This is a genomic window from Streptomyces sp. NPDC053076 (genome assembly GCF_044546845.1).
In the GTDB taxonomy this organism is placed as follows: Bacteria; Actinomycetota; Actinomycetes; order Streptomycetales; family Streptomycetaceae; genus Streptomyces.
On the sequence record NZ_JBITZL010000005.1, the window covers coordinates 383086 to 400763 of the forward strand.

Sequence of the window (17678 nt, forward strand, 5' to 3'; positions counted from 1 at the left end):
TTCAGACGGTGTGGGCCCCGGCCGGGGTGGAGCGGAGGAAGGCGTTGCCGTTCCACTGCCATGTGGCCGGGGTCTTCGTGTCGGGGCAGCAACTGGGCACGGCGTCCGTGGAGTAGCCGAGCAGCGTGGCGGAGACGGCACGCGCGTGTACGGCGAAGTCGGTGACCGTGAGGCGTTCCTTGGGTTCGACGAGGGTGGCGACCACGCGGGGCCTGGTGTCGTCGGCGGCGCGGGTGAGGACGTAGACGCCGTCGGGCGGGGTGCCCATGGGGGCGTCGCAGTGCACCACGGCGACGGTTTCCGGCCTGCCGTCGCCGTCCAGGTCTCCGGTGGCCTTTTTGGTGACCACCGCCTTGACGGGTCCGCACTCCAGGGGGAAGTGCACGCCGCTCGTGCTCGGTGGCGCGGCGAGGGCGGCGGCGGGGGCGGACTCGGTCCTGGTGCCGGGGGCGGTCTGGGCGGCCGTGGCCGATCCGGGCTGGATGACGGAGGACAGGGCCACGACGCCGGCGATTGCGGTGGCGGTCGCGAGCCAGTGGATGGGCCGGGTCTGGACGTGGGCGAGCTCCGGAACGGCGGATTGCTGCACGAGGAGTGTCTCCTGTGAGGGCTGTGCCGGTGGGGTGGCCTGCATGGTGCCACACGTCACAGTGCGGGGGAACGGCGGGGTCCGGGATTTCCGCAGGCGGCACGCTCCCGCGTGGGGTCGTACCGGAGGGCGGGGGTGTCGTGGGGTCCTGGTGCCCGGTCAACGAAGGGGCGCCGTGGCCGAGTTCCCGTTGGTCGGGGGAACTCGGCCACGGCGCCCTCGCGTTGTACGCGCGCGTGGCCGGTCAGCGGCCGGCGCCGCCGTCGGCGTTGGGGCCGGCGTAGTCCTCGCCGTAGGCGCCCTTGGCGGGGCGTCGGCGGCGCATGGGCGGCTCGACGCCGTCCGCGAGGCGGCGGGCGGTGAGCAGGAAGCCGGTGTGGCCGATCATGCGGTGGTCGGGGCGGACGGCCAGGCCCTCGATGTGCCAGTTGCGGATCATGGATTCCCAGGCGGTCGGCTCGTTGAAGCAGCCGATCTCGCGGATGGACTCCACGGTCCGGGCGAGCTGCGTGGTGGTGGCCACGTAGCAGCAGAGGATGCCGCCGGGGACGAGTGCCTTGGAGACGGCCTCCAGGCACTCCCAGGGGGCGAGCATGTCGAGGATGACGCGGTCGACGTCGGCGTCGGACAGGTTGTCCTGGAGGTCGCCGACGGTGAGCTGCCAGGCGGGGTGCGGACCGCCGAAGTAGCGCTCCACGTTCTGCTTGGCGATCTCCGCGAAGTCCTCGCGGCGCTCGTAGGAGTGCAGCATGCCCTGGTCGCCGATGGCCCGCAGCAGGAAGCTGCTGAGCGAGCCGGAGCCCACGCCGGCCTCCACGACGCGGGCGCCGGGGAAGATGTCGGCGAAGGCGAGGATCTGCCCCGCGTCCTTCGGGTAGACGACGGCTGCCCCGCGGGGCATGGACAGGACGTAGTCGGGGAGCAGGGGGCGCAGCGCGAGGTAGGCGACGTTGCCGGTGGTGCGGACAACGCTGCCCTCGGGAGCGCCGATCAGTTCGTCGTGCGGGAAGGAACCCTTGTGGGTGTGGAAATTCTTCCCGGCTTCGAGCGTGAACGTGTAGTGGCGACCCTTGGGGTCGGTCAGCTGTACCTGGTCCCCGACCTTGAAGGGCCCGCGCCTGCGGGCGGCACCGGTCGGTTCGGACATGTGAACAGACTACCGGTTCCCCGCGGGCGGCTCGGACCAACCGCTGGGACGGGGTCGACGGTGCGGGCGGACGGTCGGGGCGTCGTGGCTGATCGTGGGGTGGCCGGGGCGCCGGCGTGCGCTCAGGCCGGCCTTGCCATCGCCTTGACGAAGGCGCGCTCGACGTCGGCCGCCGACAGGACGCCGTAGATCTCGCCGGTCTCCTCGACGACCAGGTACTCGGTGGCGGGGGTGGCCCGCAGGATGTCCAGGAGTTCTTCTCCGGCCAGCTCGGCGGAGACCCGCATGCCGTCGGTCAGGTCCTGGGCGAGGCCGCTGACGGCGACCCAGGGGCGGCGGTGCTCGGGTACGCCGACGATGGCGGCCTCGCGGACGAGCGAGAGCGGGTTGCCGTCGGCGTCGACCACGACCAGGGCGCGGGCCCCGGCGGCGTTGGCGCGGCGCAGGGCCTCGGAGAGGGGGGTGTCGTTCTCGACCGGCACGGCCCGCCGGGTGAGGGTGCGGGCGCGCAGGTCGGGGAGGTGTTCGCGCAGCCGGGCCATGCGCAGGCTGTTGCCGGCGCCGGTCCAGATGATCGCGGCGAGGATGGCGGCGAGCAGGGCGTCGGTGACGGTGTTCATGCCGCCCATGTCCTCGCCGCCGCCGCCGAGAGCGCCGGAGGAGTTGAGCAGCGGCAGGCCGATCAGGACGGAGATGGCGAGGGCGCGGCCGACCCAGGCGGCGGCGACGGTGCCGCTCATCGGTTTGCCGGTGAGTTTCCAGACGACGGCGCGGAGCATGCGGCCGCCGTCGAGGGGGAGGCCGGGGAGGAGGTTGAAGATCGCCACGATGAGGTTGGAGACCATCAGGCCGGCCAGCAGGACGCCTGGGACGGTGCCGGGCTCGACGGGTTTCATGGCGAGGTAGAACAGGCCGGCCAGTACGAGGGAGAGCAGGGGGCCGACGAAGGCGAGGACGAACTCGCGGCCGGGGGTTTCGGCCTCCTTCTCGATCTCCGAGACGCCGCCGAAGAACTGCAGCTGGATGCGGCGGACCGGCAGCTTGAAGCGGATCGCGGCGACCGTGTGGGCCAGCTCGTGGATCAGGACGGAGGCGTAGAAGGCGACCGCGAAGAAGAGGGAGACCAGGTAGCGGGCGGCGCCCAGCTCGGGCAGCACGCGGTCGAGCTGTCCGCCGAAGACCCAGGTGATCAGGGCGGCTACGAGGAACCAGCTGGGTGCGACGTAGACGGGTACGCCGAAGGGGCGGCCCATGAGGATGCCGCCACCGGGTTCCTTGGGCCTCGGCTGGGGCGGCCGGCCCTTGGCGATACCGGAGTGCGCGAGGGAACGGTGGTCGGGGTCGGTGCCGGTGCCGGGGGCTCGGTGGGCCGGCGCGGCCGGACCGGGGGCGGCGGGTGGTCCGGTGGTGGCGGCCCCGTCGGGTGTACCGGTGGTGGCGGCCGGGTCCGGCGTCCGGCGTGGTGCCGTCGGGTCCGTTTCCGCTGCCGTGCGCGCGGTGTCGTCCGTAGTCGTGTCCGCGGTGTCGTCCGTGTCCGCGGTGTCGTCCGTGGCCGTGTCCGCGGTGTCGTCCGTGGCCGTGTCCGGCGCCTTGTCCTCGGATCGGTCCGTGGGGGCGGCGGGCTGTTGCCCGGATGCCGTGGATTCGGGCTCGTGGCCGGAGTGGTCGGTGGGTCCGGTCGCCGGGGCCGTAGGGTCCGCGGGGTGCTCGGCCGGCTCGTCGTTGCCGGACCGCGGCTGCCCGCTCCCGCCGCTCACGTCCACGGTGTCCCCTCGTTCGAAGCGTCTTCCGCACCTGCCGGACGGAAGGGTCTCTGGTCGATGGTATGCGGCCGTGGTGGCACGTTTCGCCCCGGCACCCCTTGTGTTTGCCCCGAGGACGCGTGGGTGACGCGGGCGGCGACCGGGGCACTGTCAGTGGTGGGCCGTAAGGTCTGTGGACATGGACAGCAGCATCGACGAGGCGGCGGCCCTGCCGGGCGACGGTGACGGAGCGGCGGCCGACCCGGCGAGCGGCGCCGTCGAGAGCCGTGCCCGGGAAGCGGCCGGCCCCGCCCCGGGCGACAGCCCGGAGACGAGCGACAACCCGGTGACGAGCGACAACCCGGTGACGAGCGACAGCCCGGGGTCGAGCGACAACCCGGTGGCGAGCACTGCCCCCGTAGTGAGCAGTAGCCCGGTCGTGAGCGGGAGTCCGGAGGCGAGCGGCAGCCCAGTCGTGAGCAGCGGTCCGGAGGCGAGCGGCAGCCCAGTCGTGAGCAGCGGTCCGGAGACGAGCGGCAGCCCCGTCGTGAGCAGCGGTCCGGAGGCGAGCGGTGCCACCGTGGCGGGCGGTAGCCCCGTGGTGGGCGGGGGTGTGGAGCGGGTGGCCGGGGCGCGGAGCGCCGTCGCGCCGACCTCGTTGTCGCCCTCCCGGGCCAGTGACTTCATGCAGTGTCCGCTGCTGTACCGGTTCCGGGTGATCGACCGGCTGCCGGAGAAGCCGAGCGAGGCGGCGACGCGGGGCACGCTGGTGCACGCCGTGCTGGAGCGGCTGTTCGACGCGCCCGCCGGGGAGCGGACCGCGCCGCGGGCGAAGGCGCTGATTCCGGGGCAGTGGGACCGGCTGCGGGAGAGCCGTCCGGAGGTGACCGGGCTGTTCGCCGACGACCCGGAGGGCGAGCGGCTGGCCGGATGGCTCGCGGAGGCGGAGCGGCTCGTGGAGCGCTGGTTCACGCTGGAGGACCCGACGCGGCTGGAGCCGGCCGAGCGGGAGCTGTTCGTGGAGGCGGAGCTGGAGTCGGGACTGCGGCTGCGCGGGATCATCGACCGGGTGGACGTGGCGCCCACCGGCGAGGTGCGCATCGTCGACTACAAGACGGGCAAGGCGCCCCGTGCGGAGTACGCCGAGGGTGCGCTGTTCCAGATGAAGTTCTACGCCCTGGTCGTCTGGCGGCTGAAGCGGATCGTGCCGCGCCGGCTCCAGCTGGTCTACCTCGGCAGCGGGGATGTGCTGACGTACGACCCCGTGCTCGCGGATCTGGAGCGGGTGGAGCGCAAACTGCACGCGCTGTGGGAGGCGATCCGGCAGGCCACGGAGACGGGGAACTGGCGGCCCCGGCCGACGAGGCTGTGCGGCTGGTGCGATCACCAGGCGCACTGCCCGGAGTTCGGCGGTACTCCCCCGCCCTATCCGCTTCCGGTGGGGCCGCCCGAGTCCGGGAGGGGGTGAAGCGGGAATCGCGCGCAGGGCAGAATGGGCCCGGACGAGCGAAGGAGTGTCACGTGGCCATCCGCGTCCTACTGGTCGACGACCAGCCCCTGCTGCGTACGGGTTTCCGGATGATCCTGGAGGCCGAGCAGGATCTCGCGGTCGTGGGCGAGGCCGGTGACGGCCTGCAGGCTCTCGACCAGGTGCGCGCACTTCAGCCCGATGTGGTGCTGATGGACATCCGGATGCCCCGGATGGACGGTGTGGAGGCGACCCGGCAGATCACCGGGCCGGGGCGGGACGGTCCGGCCAAGGTGCTGGTGCTGACCACGTTCGACCTGGACGAGTACGTGGTGGAGGCGCTGCGGGCCGGGGCCAGCGGTTTCCTGCTCAAGGACGCGCCCGCCAACGAGCTGGTGCAGGCGATCCGGGTGGTCGCGGCCGGTGAGGCCATGCTCGCGCCGAGCATCACGCGGCGGCTGCTGGACAAGTACGCCACGCATCTGCCGTCCGGTGAGGAGCCGGTGCCGGACACCCTGCACACGCTCACCGACCGTGAGGTGGAGGTGCTGAAGCTGGTGGCGCGCGGGCTGTCCAACGCCGAGATCGCGGCGGATCTGTTCGTCAGCGAGACGACGGTGAAGACGCATGTGGGGCATGTGCTCACCAAGCTCGGCCTCAGGGACCGGGTGCAGGCGGCGGTGTACGCGTACGAGAGCGGTCTGGTGCGCCCCGGCGCGCAGTAGTCCGCAGGGCGGCGCGTGGTCCGTACGACGGCGAAGGGCGCCCTCCCCCAGGGGACGGGCGCCCTTGCCGTAGCCGGTGTCAGCTCTTGCTGAGTTCCCAGAACCGGAACACCGTGGAGGCGTCCAGGCAGTACTCCAGGCCGTAGACGCCGTCACGGACGACCGCGTACTGCTTGGCCTGCCAGACCGGCAGGACGGGCAGTTCGTCGGCGACGATGTCCTGCAGCCTGCCGAAGTCCTTGTCGGTCGCGGAGCGGTCGCTCTGTGCGGCGGTGCCGGGGATGAGGTTCCCGGTGATCGTGCGGTTGCTGTAGTTGTTGTCCAGCACGTTGCCCTTGCCGAAGAAGGGGGCCGTGAAGTTGTCGGCGTCCGGGTAGTCGGGCACCCAGCCCTTCACGTACACGCCGTACTTGCCGGCGGCGATGTCCTTCTCGTACTGGTCGAAGGCGACCGACTTGACGTCGGCGTCGAACAGGCCGCTGGCGTTGAGCTGGCCGGCGATGGCCTTCAGCTCCTCGTCGGTGGCGGGGCCGTAGCGGGACGGCGTGGACCACAGGGTGAGCTTGACCTTGCCGGTGACCCCGTCGGCGCGGAGTGCGGCGGCGGCCTTGGCCTTGGAGGGGCGGGCGCCGTAGGTGTCGAAGAAGGCGGTGTTGTGGCCCGCGATGCCCGCCGGGATGATCGAGTACAGCGGGGTGGCGGTGCCCTGGTACACGTTCTGCATCAGGGCGTCGCGGTCGATGAGGTAGGCGATGGCCTTGCGGACGCCGAGCTTGCCGGCCACCGGGTCCTTCATGTTGAAGACCAGGTGCTGGACCTCGGCGCTGGTGCCCTCGATGACCTCGACGCCCTTGTCGTCGCCCTGCTGGTCGAGCTGGGCGATGTCGGAGGCGGTCAGACCTCGGTAGGCGATGTCGATGCCGCCGTCGAGGAGGGTCTGCTTCAGGGCGGTGCGGTCGCCGTGGAAGAACTTGAGGGTGATGCCGGAGTTCTTGACCTTGGCGGTGCCCTTGTAGTTGCCGTTGACGGAGAAGACGGCCTGGTCCTGGTCGAAGGAGTCCAGCTGGTAGGGGCCCGAGCCGACGGCCTTGTGGTCGGTGCGCAGGCCGTTCGCGTCGTACTGGCGGTGGTCCACGATGGAGCCGGCGCCGGAGGCGATCTTGCTGGGGAAGGTGGCGTCGGGCACCTTCAGGTGGAAGACGGCCGTCTTCGCGTCCGGTGTCTCGATCTTGTCGAGCATCGGGAACATGATCGCGGGACCGGCGGGGTCGGCGATCTTCAGCATGCGGTCGAAGGAGAACTTCACGTCCGCGGAGGTGAGGTCGTCACCGTTGCTGAACTTCAGGCCGTCCTTCAGTTCGCACTTGTAGACCATGGCCCGGGTGTCGGTGAAGCCGCACTGCTTCGCCAGTTCGGGCTGGGGTTCGGTCCCGCCCTTGGGGAAGCTGAGCAGCGACTGGAAGACGTTGTTGAACAACAGCCACGATCCGGGGTCGTAGCCGGATGCCGGGTCCGTGGCGAGGACGTCGTCGGACATCCCCATCACCACGGAGGAGCCGGTCCCCCCGGAGTCACCGGTCTCGGATCCGCAGCCGGTCAACAGGCCGGAGGCCAGCCCCGCCACGATGGGCAGGACCGGCCACTGGTTGCGCAGGTTCACTCGAAGTGCCTTGTCGTCGGTTCGTCAGCCCGGGGCCGCCGTCCCTGGTCCCGGGCCCCGGGGCCGTGCCGTGCTCGGCCCCGGGTGGAGAGCCGTCAGCCGCTCACACCGCGGCCGAGCTCCCACAGCTGAAGCGTCGAGGAGGAGTTGAGGGCGTAGGCCACGCCCGTGATGTCGTCCCGTGCGGCGACGTACTGCTTGCCCTGCCACAGCGGCAGGACCGGGACGTCCTCGGCGACGGTGTCCTGGATCTCGGTCAGGCTCTTGGACGCGCTGAGCCGGTCTGCCTCGCGGCGGGACTGCGGGATCAGCGAGCGCTGGATGTCGCCGTTGCTGTACGGCGAGCCGAGGAAGTTGTCCTTGTCGAGGAAGGGCGCGAGGAAGTTGTCGGCGTCCGGGAAGTCGGGGAACCAGCCCATGCCGTAGACGTCGTACTGGCCCTTCTGCTCGGCGGGCCGGAAGGTCTTCCAGGGGTGACCCTCGATGGAGGCGTCGAACAGGCCGCTGTCGTTGAGCTGCTTCTGCAGGACCTCGAACTCCTGCTTGGTGGCCGACCCGTAGTGGTCGGTGGTGTAGTGCAGGGTCAGCTTCACCGGGGTGGTGATGCCGGCCTTGCCGAGCAGGGTCTTGGCCTTGTCGACGCTGGGGTTGCCGTACTTGTTGAAGAACGAGTTGGAGTGGCCGGTGATGGTGGCCGGGACCAGCGAGTACAGCGGCTCGGCCTGGGTGCCGTAGACCTTGGAGACCAGTTCGCCGCGGTTGATGAGCTGCGCCATGGCCTGGCGTACGGCCTTGGACTTGACGGTCGAGGCGTTGGTGTCGAAGGCCAGGTAGCGGATTTCCAGGCCCGGCATGTCGACCAGGTCGACGTTCTCGTCGCTGTCGGCGTCCAGCTTCTGGATCTGGGCGGGCGACATGGTGCGGGTCATGACGTCGATGTCGCCCTTGTCGATCGCGTTGCCCATGGCGTCGCCGTCGGTGAAGGCGCGCAGCTCGACCTTGTCGTTGTTCACCGTCACGCTGCCCTTGTAGGAAGGGTTCTTCGTGAAGGTGGCGCTGACGATGGCGTCGTTCTTGACCTCGGCGCTGAAGGTGTAGGGGCCGGAACCGTCGACGTCGAAGCCGTCGCGGAGCTTGTCCTTCTGGTAGTCCTTGGGGTTGACGATGCCCGCGACCGGGGTGGAGAGCTTGTACGGGAAGGTGGCGTCGGCGGTCTTCAGGTGGAAGACGACTTCGCGGTCGCCCTGCGTCTCGATGGTGTCGATGGTGTTCAGCAGGGCGGCGACACCGCTGTCGGCATTGATGCGCAGGGCGCGCTCGATGGAGTACTTGACGTCCTGGGCGGTCACCGGGTCCCCGCTCGCGAACGTCAGTCCCTCACGCAGCTTGCAGGCGTAGCGCTCGCTGCCGCTGTCGGTGAAGGAGCAGCTCTCGGCGGCGTCCGGGGCGGGGGTGCCTTCGCCCCTGGGCTGCGCCATCAGGGTCTGCACGGACTGGCGCAGGATGTTCCAGGTGCCGACGTCGTAGGCGTAGGCCGGGTCGAGGGGCGCCGGGGCGTCCGTGGTGGCCGTGAACTGGTCCGTGGTACCGACGACGATGGCGTCACCGCTCTTGCTCCCGCTGTCGGATCCGCCGCACGCGGCGAGAACCGGGGTGAGCAGGCCGGCCACCGCCGGCAGCACCAAAGTCTTGCGGTTCATGCGGGAGTTTCTCCAGAGCTGTTCGGGTCCCTGTATCCGGCATGCATGGGTGGTGCGGCGGACCGTGGGGGTTCTCGGCGATGTTCTCGCGATGAGATTAGTCCGCGCCCGCAGGGGGACTCACAGCCGCGTGAGTTGACCCTCCATCACGGAGTGGAACCGGTCGCGGACGCACCGAAAACCCGACAGTGGCAGGATTAGTGCAGCATCCCACCAATCGGGACACAAGGTCTTACGGAAACGCCTCGACCAGGGTCGGTCAGCACACTTGGCCAACGTTGTCGAGGCCCGCAGGCGTGGGGAACGTCACACTTCCAACTGTGCGGCCGGTCAGTGGAATTCGGCCGCGCGACCCGCACCGAATTCCACTGGGGTGCACTTCCCGGGAAATACGTCCAGCGGGGTCGATGCACATTGCACTCGTCGCGGCTCTTCGCGCAGGTGATACCGCCGGTGACCGGCTAGCGCATTTCCGTCATCAGGCCCCGCAGAAATGCCAGGTCGACCTTCTCCAGCGAGGAGACGACGGTGCGTCCGTCAGCCGGGCGGATGGGTGCCACGGAGGGTACGGCGACCACGCGGCAGCCCGCGGCCTCGGCGGCGGCGACGCCGGTCGCGGTGTCCTCGACCACGGCGCATCTGGCCGGATCCGCGCCGAGTCCCGCGGCGGCGAGCAGGTACGGGTCGGGGAAGGGCTTGGTGCGGGAGACCTCGTCGCCGGCGATGGAGAGGGCGAAGTGGTGCGGGCCCAGCACGGTCAGTACGCGGTCGATGATGCGCCGGTGGGAGGCGGAGACCAGGGCGGTCGGGATCTCGCACTCGTACAGCTCGGCGAGGAGCCGGGCGGCGCCCGGCATCAGCGGCAGGGTCCGGCCGATCCGGTCCTCGAACCCCTCGTTGAGCAGCACGGTGAGTTCGGCGAGGGTGACGTCGGCGCCGGTCGCCTCGATGAGGAAGCCGGCGCTGCGGGTCATGGGGCCGCCGACCACGACGTGGCGCCAGGTGTCGTCCAGGGTGTGCCCGAGGGAGGCGAAGACGTCCACCTCGACGTCCCACCAGAAGCCTTCGGTGTCGACCAGGGTGCCGTCCATGTCGAGGAGCACCGCCTGCAGGGCGGAGTCTTCGGCCGTACGGGTTCCTGGCGCGGGGACCGTACTGGTCATCCGGGCGCACCTCCTTGAGGGACGACCAGGCCGGTTCCCGGGCTGGGAACCGGCCTGCAGTGGACCGACCAGTGTACGACTTATCCGATCAGTGTGCTGGGTGAGACACGCGTCACCGTGCGTTGAAGTATTTCGCCTCGGGGTGGTGGATCACGATCGCGTCCGTGGACTGTTCGGGGTGCAGCTGGAACTCCTCGGAGAGGTGGACCCCGATCCGCTCGGGCCGGAGCAGTTCGGCGATCTTGGCGCGGTCCTCCAGGTCGGGGCAGGCGCCGTAGCCGAGGGAGAAGCGGGCGCCCCGGTACTTCAGGGCGAACATGTCCTCGATGCCGGCGGGGTCCTCGCCGCCGAAGCCGAGTTCGGCGCGGACGCGGGCGTGCCAGTACTCGGCCAGTGCCTCGGCCAACTGGACGGACAGGCCGTGGAGTTCCAGGTAGTCGCGGTAGGCGTTGGCCTCGAACAGCTTGGCCGTCTCCTCGCCGATGCGCGAGCCGACGGTGACGACCTGGAAGCCGACCACGTCCGTCTCGCCGGACTCCTCCGGGCGGAAGAAGTCGGCCAGGCACAGCCGCCGGCCGCGGCGCTGGCGGGGGAAGGTGAACCGGGTGCGCTCGTTGCCCCGTTCGTCCAGGACGATCAGGTCGTCGTCCTTGGAGACGCAGGGGAAGTAGCCGTAGACGACGGCCGCTTCGAGCAGGTTCTCGGTCTGGAGCCGGTCCAGCAGGCCGCGCAGCCGGGGGCGGCCCTCGCTCTCCACCAGTTCCTCGTAGGACGGGCCCTCGCCGGTGCGGGTCTGCTTCAGCCCCCACTGGCCCTTGAACAGCGCGCCCTCGTCCAGCCAGCTCGCGTACTCCTTGAGCTGGATCCCCTTGATCACCCGGGTGTCCCAGAAGGGCGGGGTGGGGACGGGGTTGTCGACGGCGACGTCGGAACGGACGTGCCCCTCCGCGGGGCGCTCCGCCACCTCCGTGGCGGCGGTGGCGCGGACCCGGCGCTGGCGCAGTTCGGGCAGCTTGGCGCCGGGCACGCCGCGCTTGACGCCGATCAGGGCGTCCATCAGGCGCAGGCCCTCGAAGGCGTCGCGGGCGTAGCGGACTTCGCCGTCGTAGATCTCGTGCAGGTCCTGCTCGACGTAGGCCCGGGTCAGGGCGGCGCCGCCGAGGATCACCGGGAAGCGGGCGGACAGGCCGCGCTGGTTCAGCTCCTCCAGGTTCTCCTTCATGATCACCGTGGACTTCACCAGCAGGCCGGACATGCCGATGACGTCGGCCCTGTGCTCCTCGGCCGCCTCCAGGATCGCCGAGACCGGCTGCTTGATGCCCAGGTTGACGACGTTGTAGCCGTTGTTGGAGAGGATGATGTCGACGAGGTTCTTGCCGATGTCGTGCACGTCGCCGCGCACGGTGGCCAGCACGATGGTGCCCTTGCCCTCGGTGTCCGACTTCTCCATGTGCGGTTCGAGGTGGGCGACGGCGGCCTTCATGACCTCGGCGGACTGCAGGACGAACGGCAGCTGCATCTGACCGGAGCCGAACAGCTCGCCGACGACCTTCATGCCGTCCAGGAGGGTCTCGTTGACGATGTCGAGCGCCGGGCGGTCCTGGAGGGCGGTGTCCAGGTCGGCCTCCAGGCCGTTGCGCTCGCCGTCGATGATGCGGCGCTTGAGCCGCTCCTCCAGGGGCAGCGCGGCCAGTTCCTCGGCCTTGCCGGCCTTCAGGGACTTCGCGGTGGCGCCCTCGAAGAGCTGCATGAGCTTCTGGAGGGGGTCGTAGCCCTCGCTGCGGCGGTCGTAGATCAGGTCCAGGGCGGTGCCGACCTGCTCATCGTCGAACCGGGCGATCGGCAGGATCTTGGAGGCGTGCACGATCGCCGAGTCCAGGCCCGCCTTGACGCACTCGTCCAGGAAGACGGAGTTCAGCAGGATGCGGGCGGCCGGGTTGAGGCCGAAGGAGATGTTCGACAGGCCCAGCGTGGTCTGGACGGCCGGGTGGCGCTTCTTCAGTTCGCGGATCGCCTCGATGGTGGCGATGCCGTCCTTGCGGGACTCCTCCTGACCGGTGCAGATGGTGAAGGTCAGGGTGTCGATGAGGATGTCCTCCTCGCGGATGCCCCAGTTCCCGGTCAGGTCGTCGATGAGCCGTTCGGCGATCTCGACCTTCTTCTCGGGGGTGCGGGCCTGGCCCTCCTCGTCGATGGTCAGGGCGATCAGGGCCGCACCGTGCTCCCGGGCCAGCTTGGTGACCTTGGCGAAGCGGGACTCGGGGCCGTCGCCGTCCTCGTAGTTCACCGAGTTGATCACCGCGCGCCCGCCGAGCTTCTCCAGGCCCGCCTCGATGACCGGGACCTCGGTGGAGTCCAGCACGATCGGCAGAGTGGAGGCGGTGGCGAAGCGGCCGGCCAGTTCCTCCATGTCGGCGACGCCGTCCCGGCCGACGTAGTCGACGCACAGGTCGAGCATGTGGGCGCCCTCGCGGATCTGCTCCCGGGCCATCTCCACGCAGTCGTCCCAGTGGCCTTCCAGCATGGCCTGGCGGAACTTCTTCGAGCCGTTGGCGTTGGTGCGCTCGCCGATGGCCAGGTAGGAGGTGTCCTGCCGGAAGGGGACCGACTGGTAGAGGGAGGCGGCGCCGGGCTCGGGGCGCGGGTCGCGCCGGGGCGGGGTGAGGCCCTGGACGCGCTCGACGACCTGGCGCAGGTGCTCGGGGGTGGTGCCGCAGCAGCCGCCGACGAGCGAGAGGCCGTACTCGCGGACGAAGGTCTCCTGGGCGTCGGCCAGCTCGGGTGCGGTCAGCGGGTAGTGGGCACCGTCCTTGCCGAGGACGGGCAGGCCGGCGTTGGGCATGCAGGACAGCGGGATCCGGGCGTTGCGGGCGAGGTAGCGCAGGTGCTCGCTCATCTCGGCCGGGCCGGTGGCGCAGTTCAGGCCGATCATGTCGATGCCCAGCGGTTCCAGCGCGGTCAGGGCCGCGCCGATCTCGGAGCCGAGCAGCATGGTGCCGGTGGTCTCGACGGTGACGGACACGATCACCGGCAGGTCCAGGCCGAGGGCCTCCAGGCCGCGCCGGGCGCCGAGGACGGCCGCCTTGGTCTGGAGGAGGTCCTGGGTGGTCTCCACCAGCAGGGCGTCGGCGCCGCCGGTGACCAGGCCCTCGGCGTTGCGCTGATAGGCGTCGCGGAGCGTGGCGTAGGGGGCGTGGCCGAGGGTGGGCAGCTTGGTGCCGGGGCCGATGGAGCCGAGGACCCAGCGGGGGCGGCCGTCCTCGGCGGTGAACTCGTCGGCGACCTCGCGGGCGACCCGGGCGCCGGCCTCGGACAGCTCGTGGACGCGCTCGGGGATGTCGTACTCGCCGAGCGCGGAGTGGTTGGCCCCGAAGGTGTTGGTCTCGACGCAGTCGACGCCCACGGCGTAGTACGCCTCGTGGACGGAGCGGACGATGTCGGGCCGGGTGAGGTTGAGGATCTCGTTGCAGCCCTCGAGGTCCTGGAAGTCCTCGAGGGTGGGCTCCTGGGCCTGGAGCATCGTGCCCATGGCTCCGTCGGCGACCACCACACGGGTGGCGAGCGCCTCGCGGAGCGCGGACACACGGGTCCGGCTGTCGGCGGAAGGGGACGTTGGCGACGAGGCCATGGAAGGGCTCCCTGGGATGCGACGGCTGTCGGCTATGCGGTTCCCCCGACGGGCGAGGTTGCCGCACGGCGTCAGGGTAGCCGGGAGTCGGCTTGGATGGGCACCAGCGTCCACGAGGCGGACGGGTGGCCCGGATGCCACGCTCAGGCCACATGTGATGTAACAGGTGCCGACCGACCATTAGCGGGAGGTCGACATGGACCGGTAGTGTTCGACATTGCCGAACGGTGACTGTCCGTGGGCGGTCGAAGGGGATGGAGGCAGGACGGCGATGGCACGGAACATCCAGTCGCTCGAACGGGCGGCGGCGATGCTGCGGCTGCTCGCGGGCGGCGAGCGGCGGCTGGGCCTCTCGGACATCGCCTCCTCACTGGGCCTCGCCAAGGGCACCGCCCACGGCATTCTGCGCACCCTCCAGCAGGAGGGCTTCGTGGAGCAGGACGACGCCTCGGGCCGTTACCAGCTGGGCGCGGAACTGCTGCGCCTGGGCACCACCTATCTCGACGTGCACGAGCTACGGGCGCGGGCCCTGGTGTGGACCGACGACCTGGCCCGGTCCAGCGGGGAGAGCGTGCACCTGGGCGTCCTGCACCAGCAGGGCGTCCTGATCGTGCACCACGTCTTCCGGCCCGACGACAGCCGGCAGGTGCTGGAGATCGGGGCCATGCAGCCGCTGCACTCCACGGCCCTGGGCAAGGTGCTCTCGGCGTACGACCCGGTGGCGCACAGCGAGGCGCTGGAGGCCGACCGCAAGCCCTTCACCGACCGCACGGTGTGCGACCCGGGCGACTTCGAGCGTCTGCTCGACGTCACGCGCGCGCGTGGGTTCGCGGCCGACGTGGAGGAGACCTGGGAGGGCGTGGCGTCGATCGCCGCGCCGATCCACGACCGGCGCCGGATGCCCGTGGGCGCGGTCGGCATCACCGGGGCCGTGGAGCGGCTGTGCCGGGAGGGCGAGCTGCGTCCGGAACTGATCGCGGCGGTGCGGGACTGCGCCCGCGCGGTCTCCCGGGACCTGGGCGCCGGGCGGTTCTGAGCGGCGGCGGCCGGTACACGCGCAAGACCCCGAGGCCGGAATGACCGGTACGACCGGGACGCCGGGCGGCGTTCCGGCAGTCGATCTACCCTGAAATGGACAAAATGGGCTAGATCGTACGTCCACGCACGAAGGTCGATAACCCGCAGCGATCAATAACGATCCTGTTTTCGATAACAGAACTCTTGACTACCGCGTAAGGCCGAAGCAAGACTCCCGTCCATCGGTCGGCATTGTCGAACACCTACCGGCAATACGCGCTAGAGTGTGGCAGTGCCAAGGGCCGGCATCGCTCTCACCCCCGAGGGCGCCAGAACCTCCGGAGGGACCCGGGGTTCGGCTATCCCTGGACGAAGGACAAAGGAGTCGCGGGTGTCCAGCTCCGACATCTTCATCGGCGAGACCATCGGTACCGCCATACTCATCCTGCTCGGCGGCGGCGTCTGCGCCGCTGTCACGCTGAAGGCCTCCAAGGCCCGTAACGCCGGTTGGCTCGCCATCACCTTCGGGTGGGGCTTCGCGGTCCTGACGGCCGTGTACATCTCCGGACCGCTGTCCGGCGCGCACCTCAACCCGGCGGTCACCGTCGCCCTGGCCATCAAGGACAGCGACTGGAGCAACGTTCCGACCTACTTCGCCGGCCAGCTGCTCGGCGCGATGATCGGCGCGGCCCTGGTGTGGGTCGCCTACTACGGCCAGTTCCAGGCGCACCTGACGGACAAGGAGATCGTCGGCGGCCCGGGTGCGCAGGCCACCTCGGCCAAGGCGGTCGAGGCCCAGGAGAAGGGCGCCGGCCCGGTCCTCGGCGTCTTCTCCACCGGTCCGGAGATCCGCAACGCGGCGCAGAACCTCGCCACGGAGATCATCGGCACGGTCGTCCTGATCCTCGCGGTCCTCACCCAGGGCCTGAACGACAAGGGCAACGGACTCGGTGTCCTCGGCGGGCTGATCACCGCGCTCGTGGTGGTGTCGATCGGTCTCTCGCTCGGCGGCCCGACGGGCTACGCGATCAACCCGGCGCGTGACCTCGGCCCGCGCATCGTGCACAGCCTCCTGCCGCTGCCCAACAAGGGCGGTTCCGACTGGAGCTACGCCTGGATCCCGGTCGTCGGTCCGCTGATCGGCGGCGCGATCGCCGCAGGCATCTACAACGCCGCCTTCGCTTAAAGCAGCGACACGCACGCACCGAGTCTTTGAGCGCGCGCCGTACGTACAGCCCCAACACCACGGACCCTCAGGAGCACACAGTGACCGACGCCCACACCGCAGGCCCCTTCATCGCCGCGATCGACCAGGGCACGACCTCCTCGCGCTGCATCGTCTTCGACAAGGACGGCCGGATCGTCGCCGTCGACCAGAAGGAGCACGAGCAGATCTTCCCGAAGCCGGGCTGGGTCGAGCACAACGCCAACGAGATCTGGACCAACGTCCAGGAGGTCGTCGCCGGAGCCGTCCAGAAGGCCGGCATCACCCGCGACGACATCAAGGCCATCGGCATCACCAACCAGCGCGAGACCACCGTGCTGTGGGACAAGAACACCGGTGAGCCCGTCCACAACGCCATCGTCTGGCAGGACACCCGCACCGACGCCCTCTGCCGTGAGCTGGGCCGCAACGTCGGTCAGGACCGCTTCCGCCGCGAGACCGGCCTGCCGCTGGCCTCCTACTTCGCCGGGCCCAAGGCCCGCTGGCTGCTCGACAACGTCGAGGGCCTCAAGGAGCGCGCCGAGGCCGGCGACATCCTCTTCGGCACCATGGACAGCTGGGTCATCTGGAACCTGACCGGCGGTGTCAACGGCGGCAAGCACGTCACCGACGTCACCAACGCCTCGCGCACCATGCTGATGAACCTGCACACCATGCAGTGGGACGACAAGATCGCGGAGTCGATCGGCGTGCCGCTGCAGATCCTGCCCGAGATCCGCTCCTCCGCCGAGGTCTACGGAGAGGTCACCGGCGGCAAGCTCGGCGACCTGCTGGGCGGCATCCCGGTCGCCTCCGCGCTCGGTGACCAGCAGGCGGCCCTGTTCGGCCAGACCTGTTTCTCCGAGGGCGAGACCAAGTCGACCTACGGCACCGGCACCTTCATGGTGATGAACACCGGCGAGAAGATCATCAATTCCTACGCCGGTCTGCTGACCACCGTCGGCTACAAGATCGGTGAGCAGCCGACGGTGTACGCCCTGGAGGGCTCGATCGCCGTCACCGGCTCGCTGGTGCAGTGGATGCGCGACCAGATGGGCCTGATCTCCACCGCCGCCGAGATCGAGACGCTCGCGCTCTCGGTCGAGGACAACGGCGGCGCCTACTTCGTACCGGCCTTCTCCGGCCTGTTCGCCCCGCACTGGCGTTCCGACGCCCGCGGTGTGATCGCCGGTCTGACCCGGTACGTGACCAAGGCGCACCTCGCCCGCGCCGTCCTGGAGGCCACCGCCTGGCAGACGCGGGAGATCGCCGACGCCATGGTCAAGGACTCCGGCGACGAGCTGGTGACGCTCAAGGTCGACGGCGGCATGACCGCCAACAACCTGCTGATGCAGACGCTCGCCGACGTCCTGGACGCACCCGTGGTGCGCCCGATGGTCGCCGAGACCACCTGCCTCGGCGCCGCCTACGCCGCCGGCCTCGCCGTCGGCTTCTGGTCCAGCACCGACGAGCTGCGCGCCAACTGGCGCCGGGCCGCCGAGTGGACCCCCCGCATGGACGCGGAGACCCGCGACCGTGAGTACAAGAACTGGCTCAAGGCCGTCGAGCGGACCATGGGCTGGCTCGAGGACGAGAGCTGAGCGGCCCGCACGCCGGCTCAGACAGCTCTGACGA

13 protein-coding genes are annotated in these 17678 nt (G+C 70.2%); 5 read left to right on the forward strand and 8 right to left on the reverse strand.

The window, feature by feature from the left end:
* Nucleotide 1 precedes the first annotated feature (1 nt).
* From ACIGYR_RS23080 to ACIGYR_RS23095, 4 genes are all read right to left on the reverse strand, one after another.
* A complete protein-coding gene (locus ACIGYR_RS23080) occupies nucleotides 2-589 on the reverse strand; it encodes a hypothetical protein (protein ID WP_399601025.1) in 588 nt (195 codons plus the stop codon).
* A gap of 244 nt (nucleotides 590-833) precedes the next feature.
* Nucleotides 834-1736, reverse strand: a complete 903-nt coding sequence (locus tag ACIGYR_RS23085) for a tRNA (adenine-N1)-methyltransferase (protein ID WP_399601028.1) — start codon at nucleotides 1734-1736, stop codon at nucleotides 834-836.
* A gap of 122 nt (nucleotides 1737-1858) precedes the next feature.
* A complete protein-coding gene (locus ACIGYR_RS23090; protein WP_399601031.1) occupies nucleotides 1859-3499 on the reverse strand; it encodes a site-2 protease family protein in 1641 nt (546 codons plus the stop codon).
* A gap of 150 nt (nucleotides 3500-3649) precedes the next feature.
* Entirely contained in the window at nucleotides 3650-4165 is a 516-nt protein-coding gene (locus ACIGYR_RS23095) for a hypothetical protein (protein WP_399601378.1), read from the reverse strand.
* Between ACIGYR_RS23095 and ACIGYR_RS23100 the strand changes: the two genes are divergently transcribed.
* Both ACIGYR_RS23100 and ACIGYR_RS23105 read left to right on the forward strand, forming a co-directional pair.
* On the forward strand, nucleotides 4077-4946 hold the full coding sequence (locus ACIGYR_RS23100) for a RecB family exonuclease (protein ID WP_399601362.1): 870 nt from the start codon (nucleotides 4077-4079) through the stop codon (nucleotides 4944-4946). The two genes, ACIGYR_RS23095 and ACIGYR_RS23100, sit on opposite strands and share 89 nt — an antisense overlap.
* Before the next feature lie 53 nt (nucleotides 4947-4999).
* A complete protein-coding gene (locus ACIGYR_RS23105; protein ID WP_010045368.1) occupies nucleotides 5000-5671 on the forward strand; it encodes a response regulator transcription factor in 672 nt (223 codons plus the stop codon).
* A 79-nt stretch (nucleotides 5672-5750) separates the two neighbouring features.
* Here ACIGYR_RS23105 and ACIGYR_RS23110 read toward each other — a convergent pair whose 3' ends face one another.
* From ACIGYR_RS23110 to metH, 4 genes are all read right to left on the reverse strand, one after another.
* Nucleotides 5751-7331 carry an ABC transporter substrate-binding protein gene (locus tag ACIGYR_RS23110; protein ID WP_399601034.1) on the reverse strand — a complete coding sequence of 527 codons (1581 nt, stop codon included), beginning with the start codon at nucleotides 7329-7331 and terminating at the stop codon, nucleotides 5751-5753.
* Nucleotides 7332-7426: 95 nt separating this feature from the next.
* Nucleotides 7427-9031, reverse strand: coding sequence for an ABC transporter substrate-binding protein (locus tag ACIGYR_RS23115; protein ID WP_391844425.1), 1605 nt, complete (start codon nucleotides 9029-9031; stop codon nucleotides 7427-7429).
* Between the two features lie 461 nt (nucleotides 9032-9492).
* On the reverse strand, nucleotides 9493-10194 hold the full coding sequence (locus tag ACIGYR_RS23120) for an HAD family hydrolase (RefSeq protein WP_391844423.1): 702 nt from the start codon (nucleotides 10192-10194) through the stop codon (nucleotides 9493-9495).
* A 112-nt stretch (nucleotides 10195-10306) separates the two neighbouring features.
* Nucleotides 10307-13822, reverse strand: a complete 3516-nt coding sequence (gene metH / locus ACIGYR_RS23125; RefSeq protein ID WP_391844421.1) for a methionine synthase — start codon at nucleotides 13820-13822, stop codon at nucleotides 10307-10309.
* 271 nt (nucleotides 13823-14093) lie between these two features.
* Here metH and ACIGYR_RS23130 point away from each other — a divergent pair, with 271 nt between their 5' ends.
* The 3 genes from ACIGYR_RS23130 (at nucleotide 14094) to glpK (ending at nucleotide 17644) form a co-directional block, all read left to right on the forward strand.
* Nucleotides 14094-14858 (forward strand): IclR family transcriptional regulator, encoded by a 765-nt coding sequence (locus ACIGYR_RS23130; RefSeq protein ID WP_391844419.1) that lies wholly within the window; start codon nucleotides 14094-14096, stop codon nucleotides 14856-14858.
* A gap of 372 nt (nucleotides 14859-15230) precedes the next feature.
* Entirely contained in the window at nucleotides 15231-16025 is a 795-nt protein-coding gene (locus ACIGYR_RS23135) for an MIP/aquaporin family protein (protein ID WP_391844417.1), read from the forward strand.
* An 80-nt stretch (nucleotides 16026-16105) separates the two neighbouring features.
* Nucleotides 16106-17644, forward strand: coding sequence for a glycerol kinase GlpK (gene glpK, locus ACIGYR_RS23140; protein WP_391844415.1), 1539 nt, complete (start codon nucleotides 16106-16108; stop codon nucleotides 17642-17644).
* The last annotated feature ends 34 nt before the right edge of the window (nucleotides 17645-17678 follow it).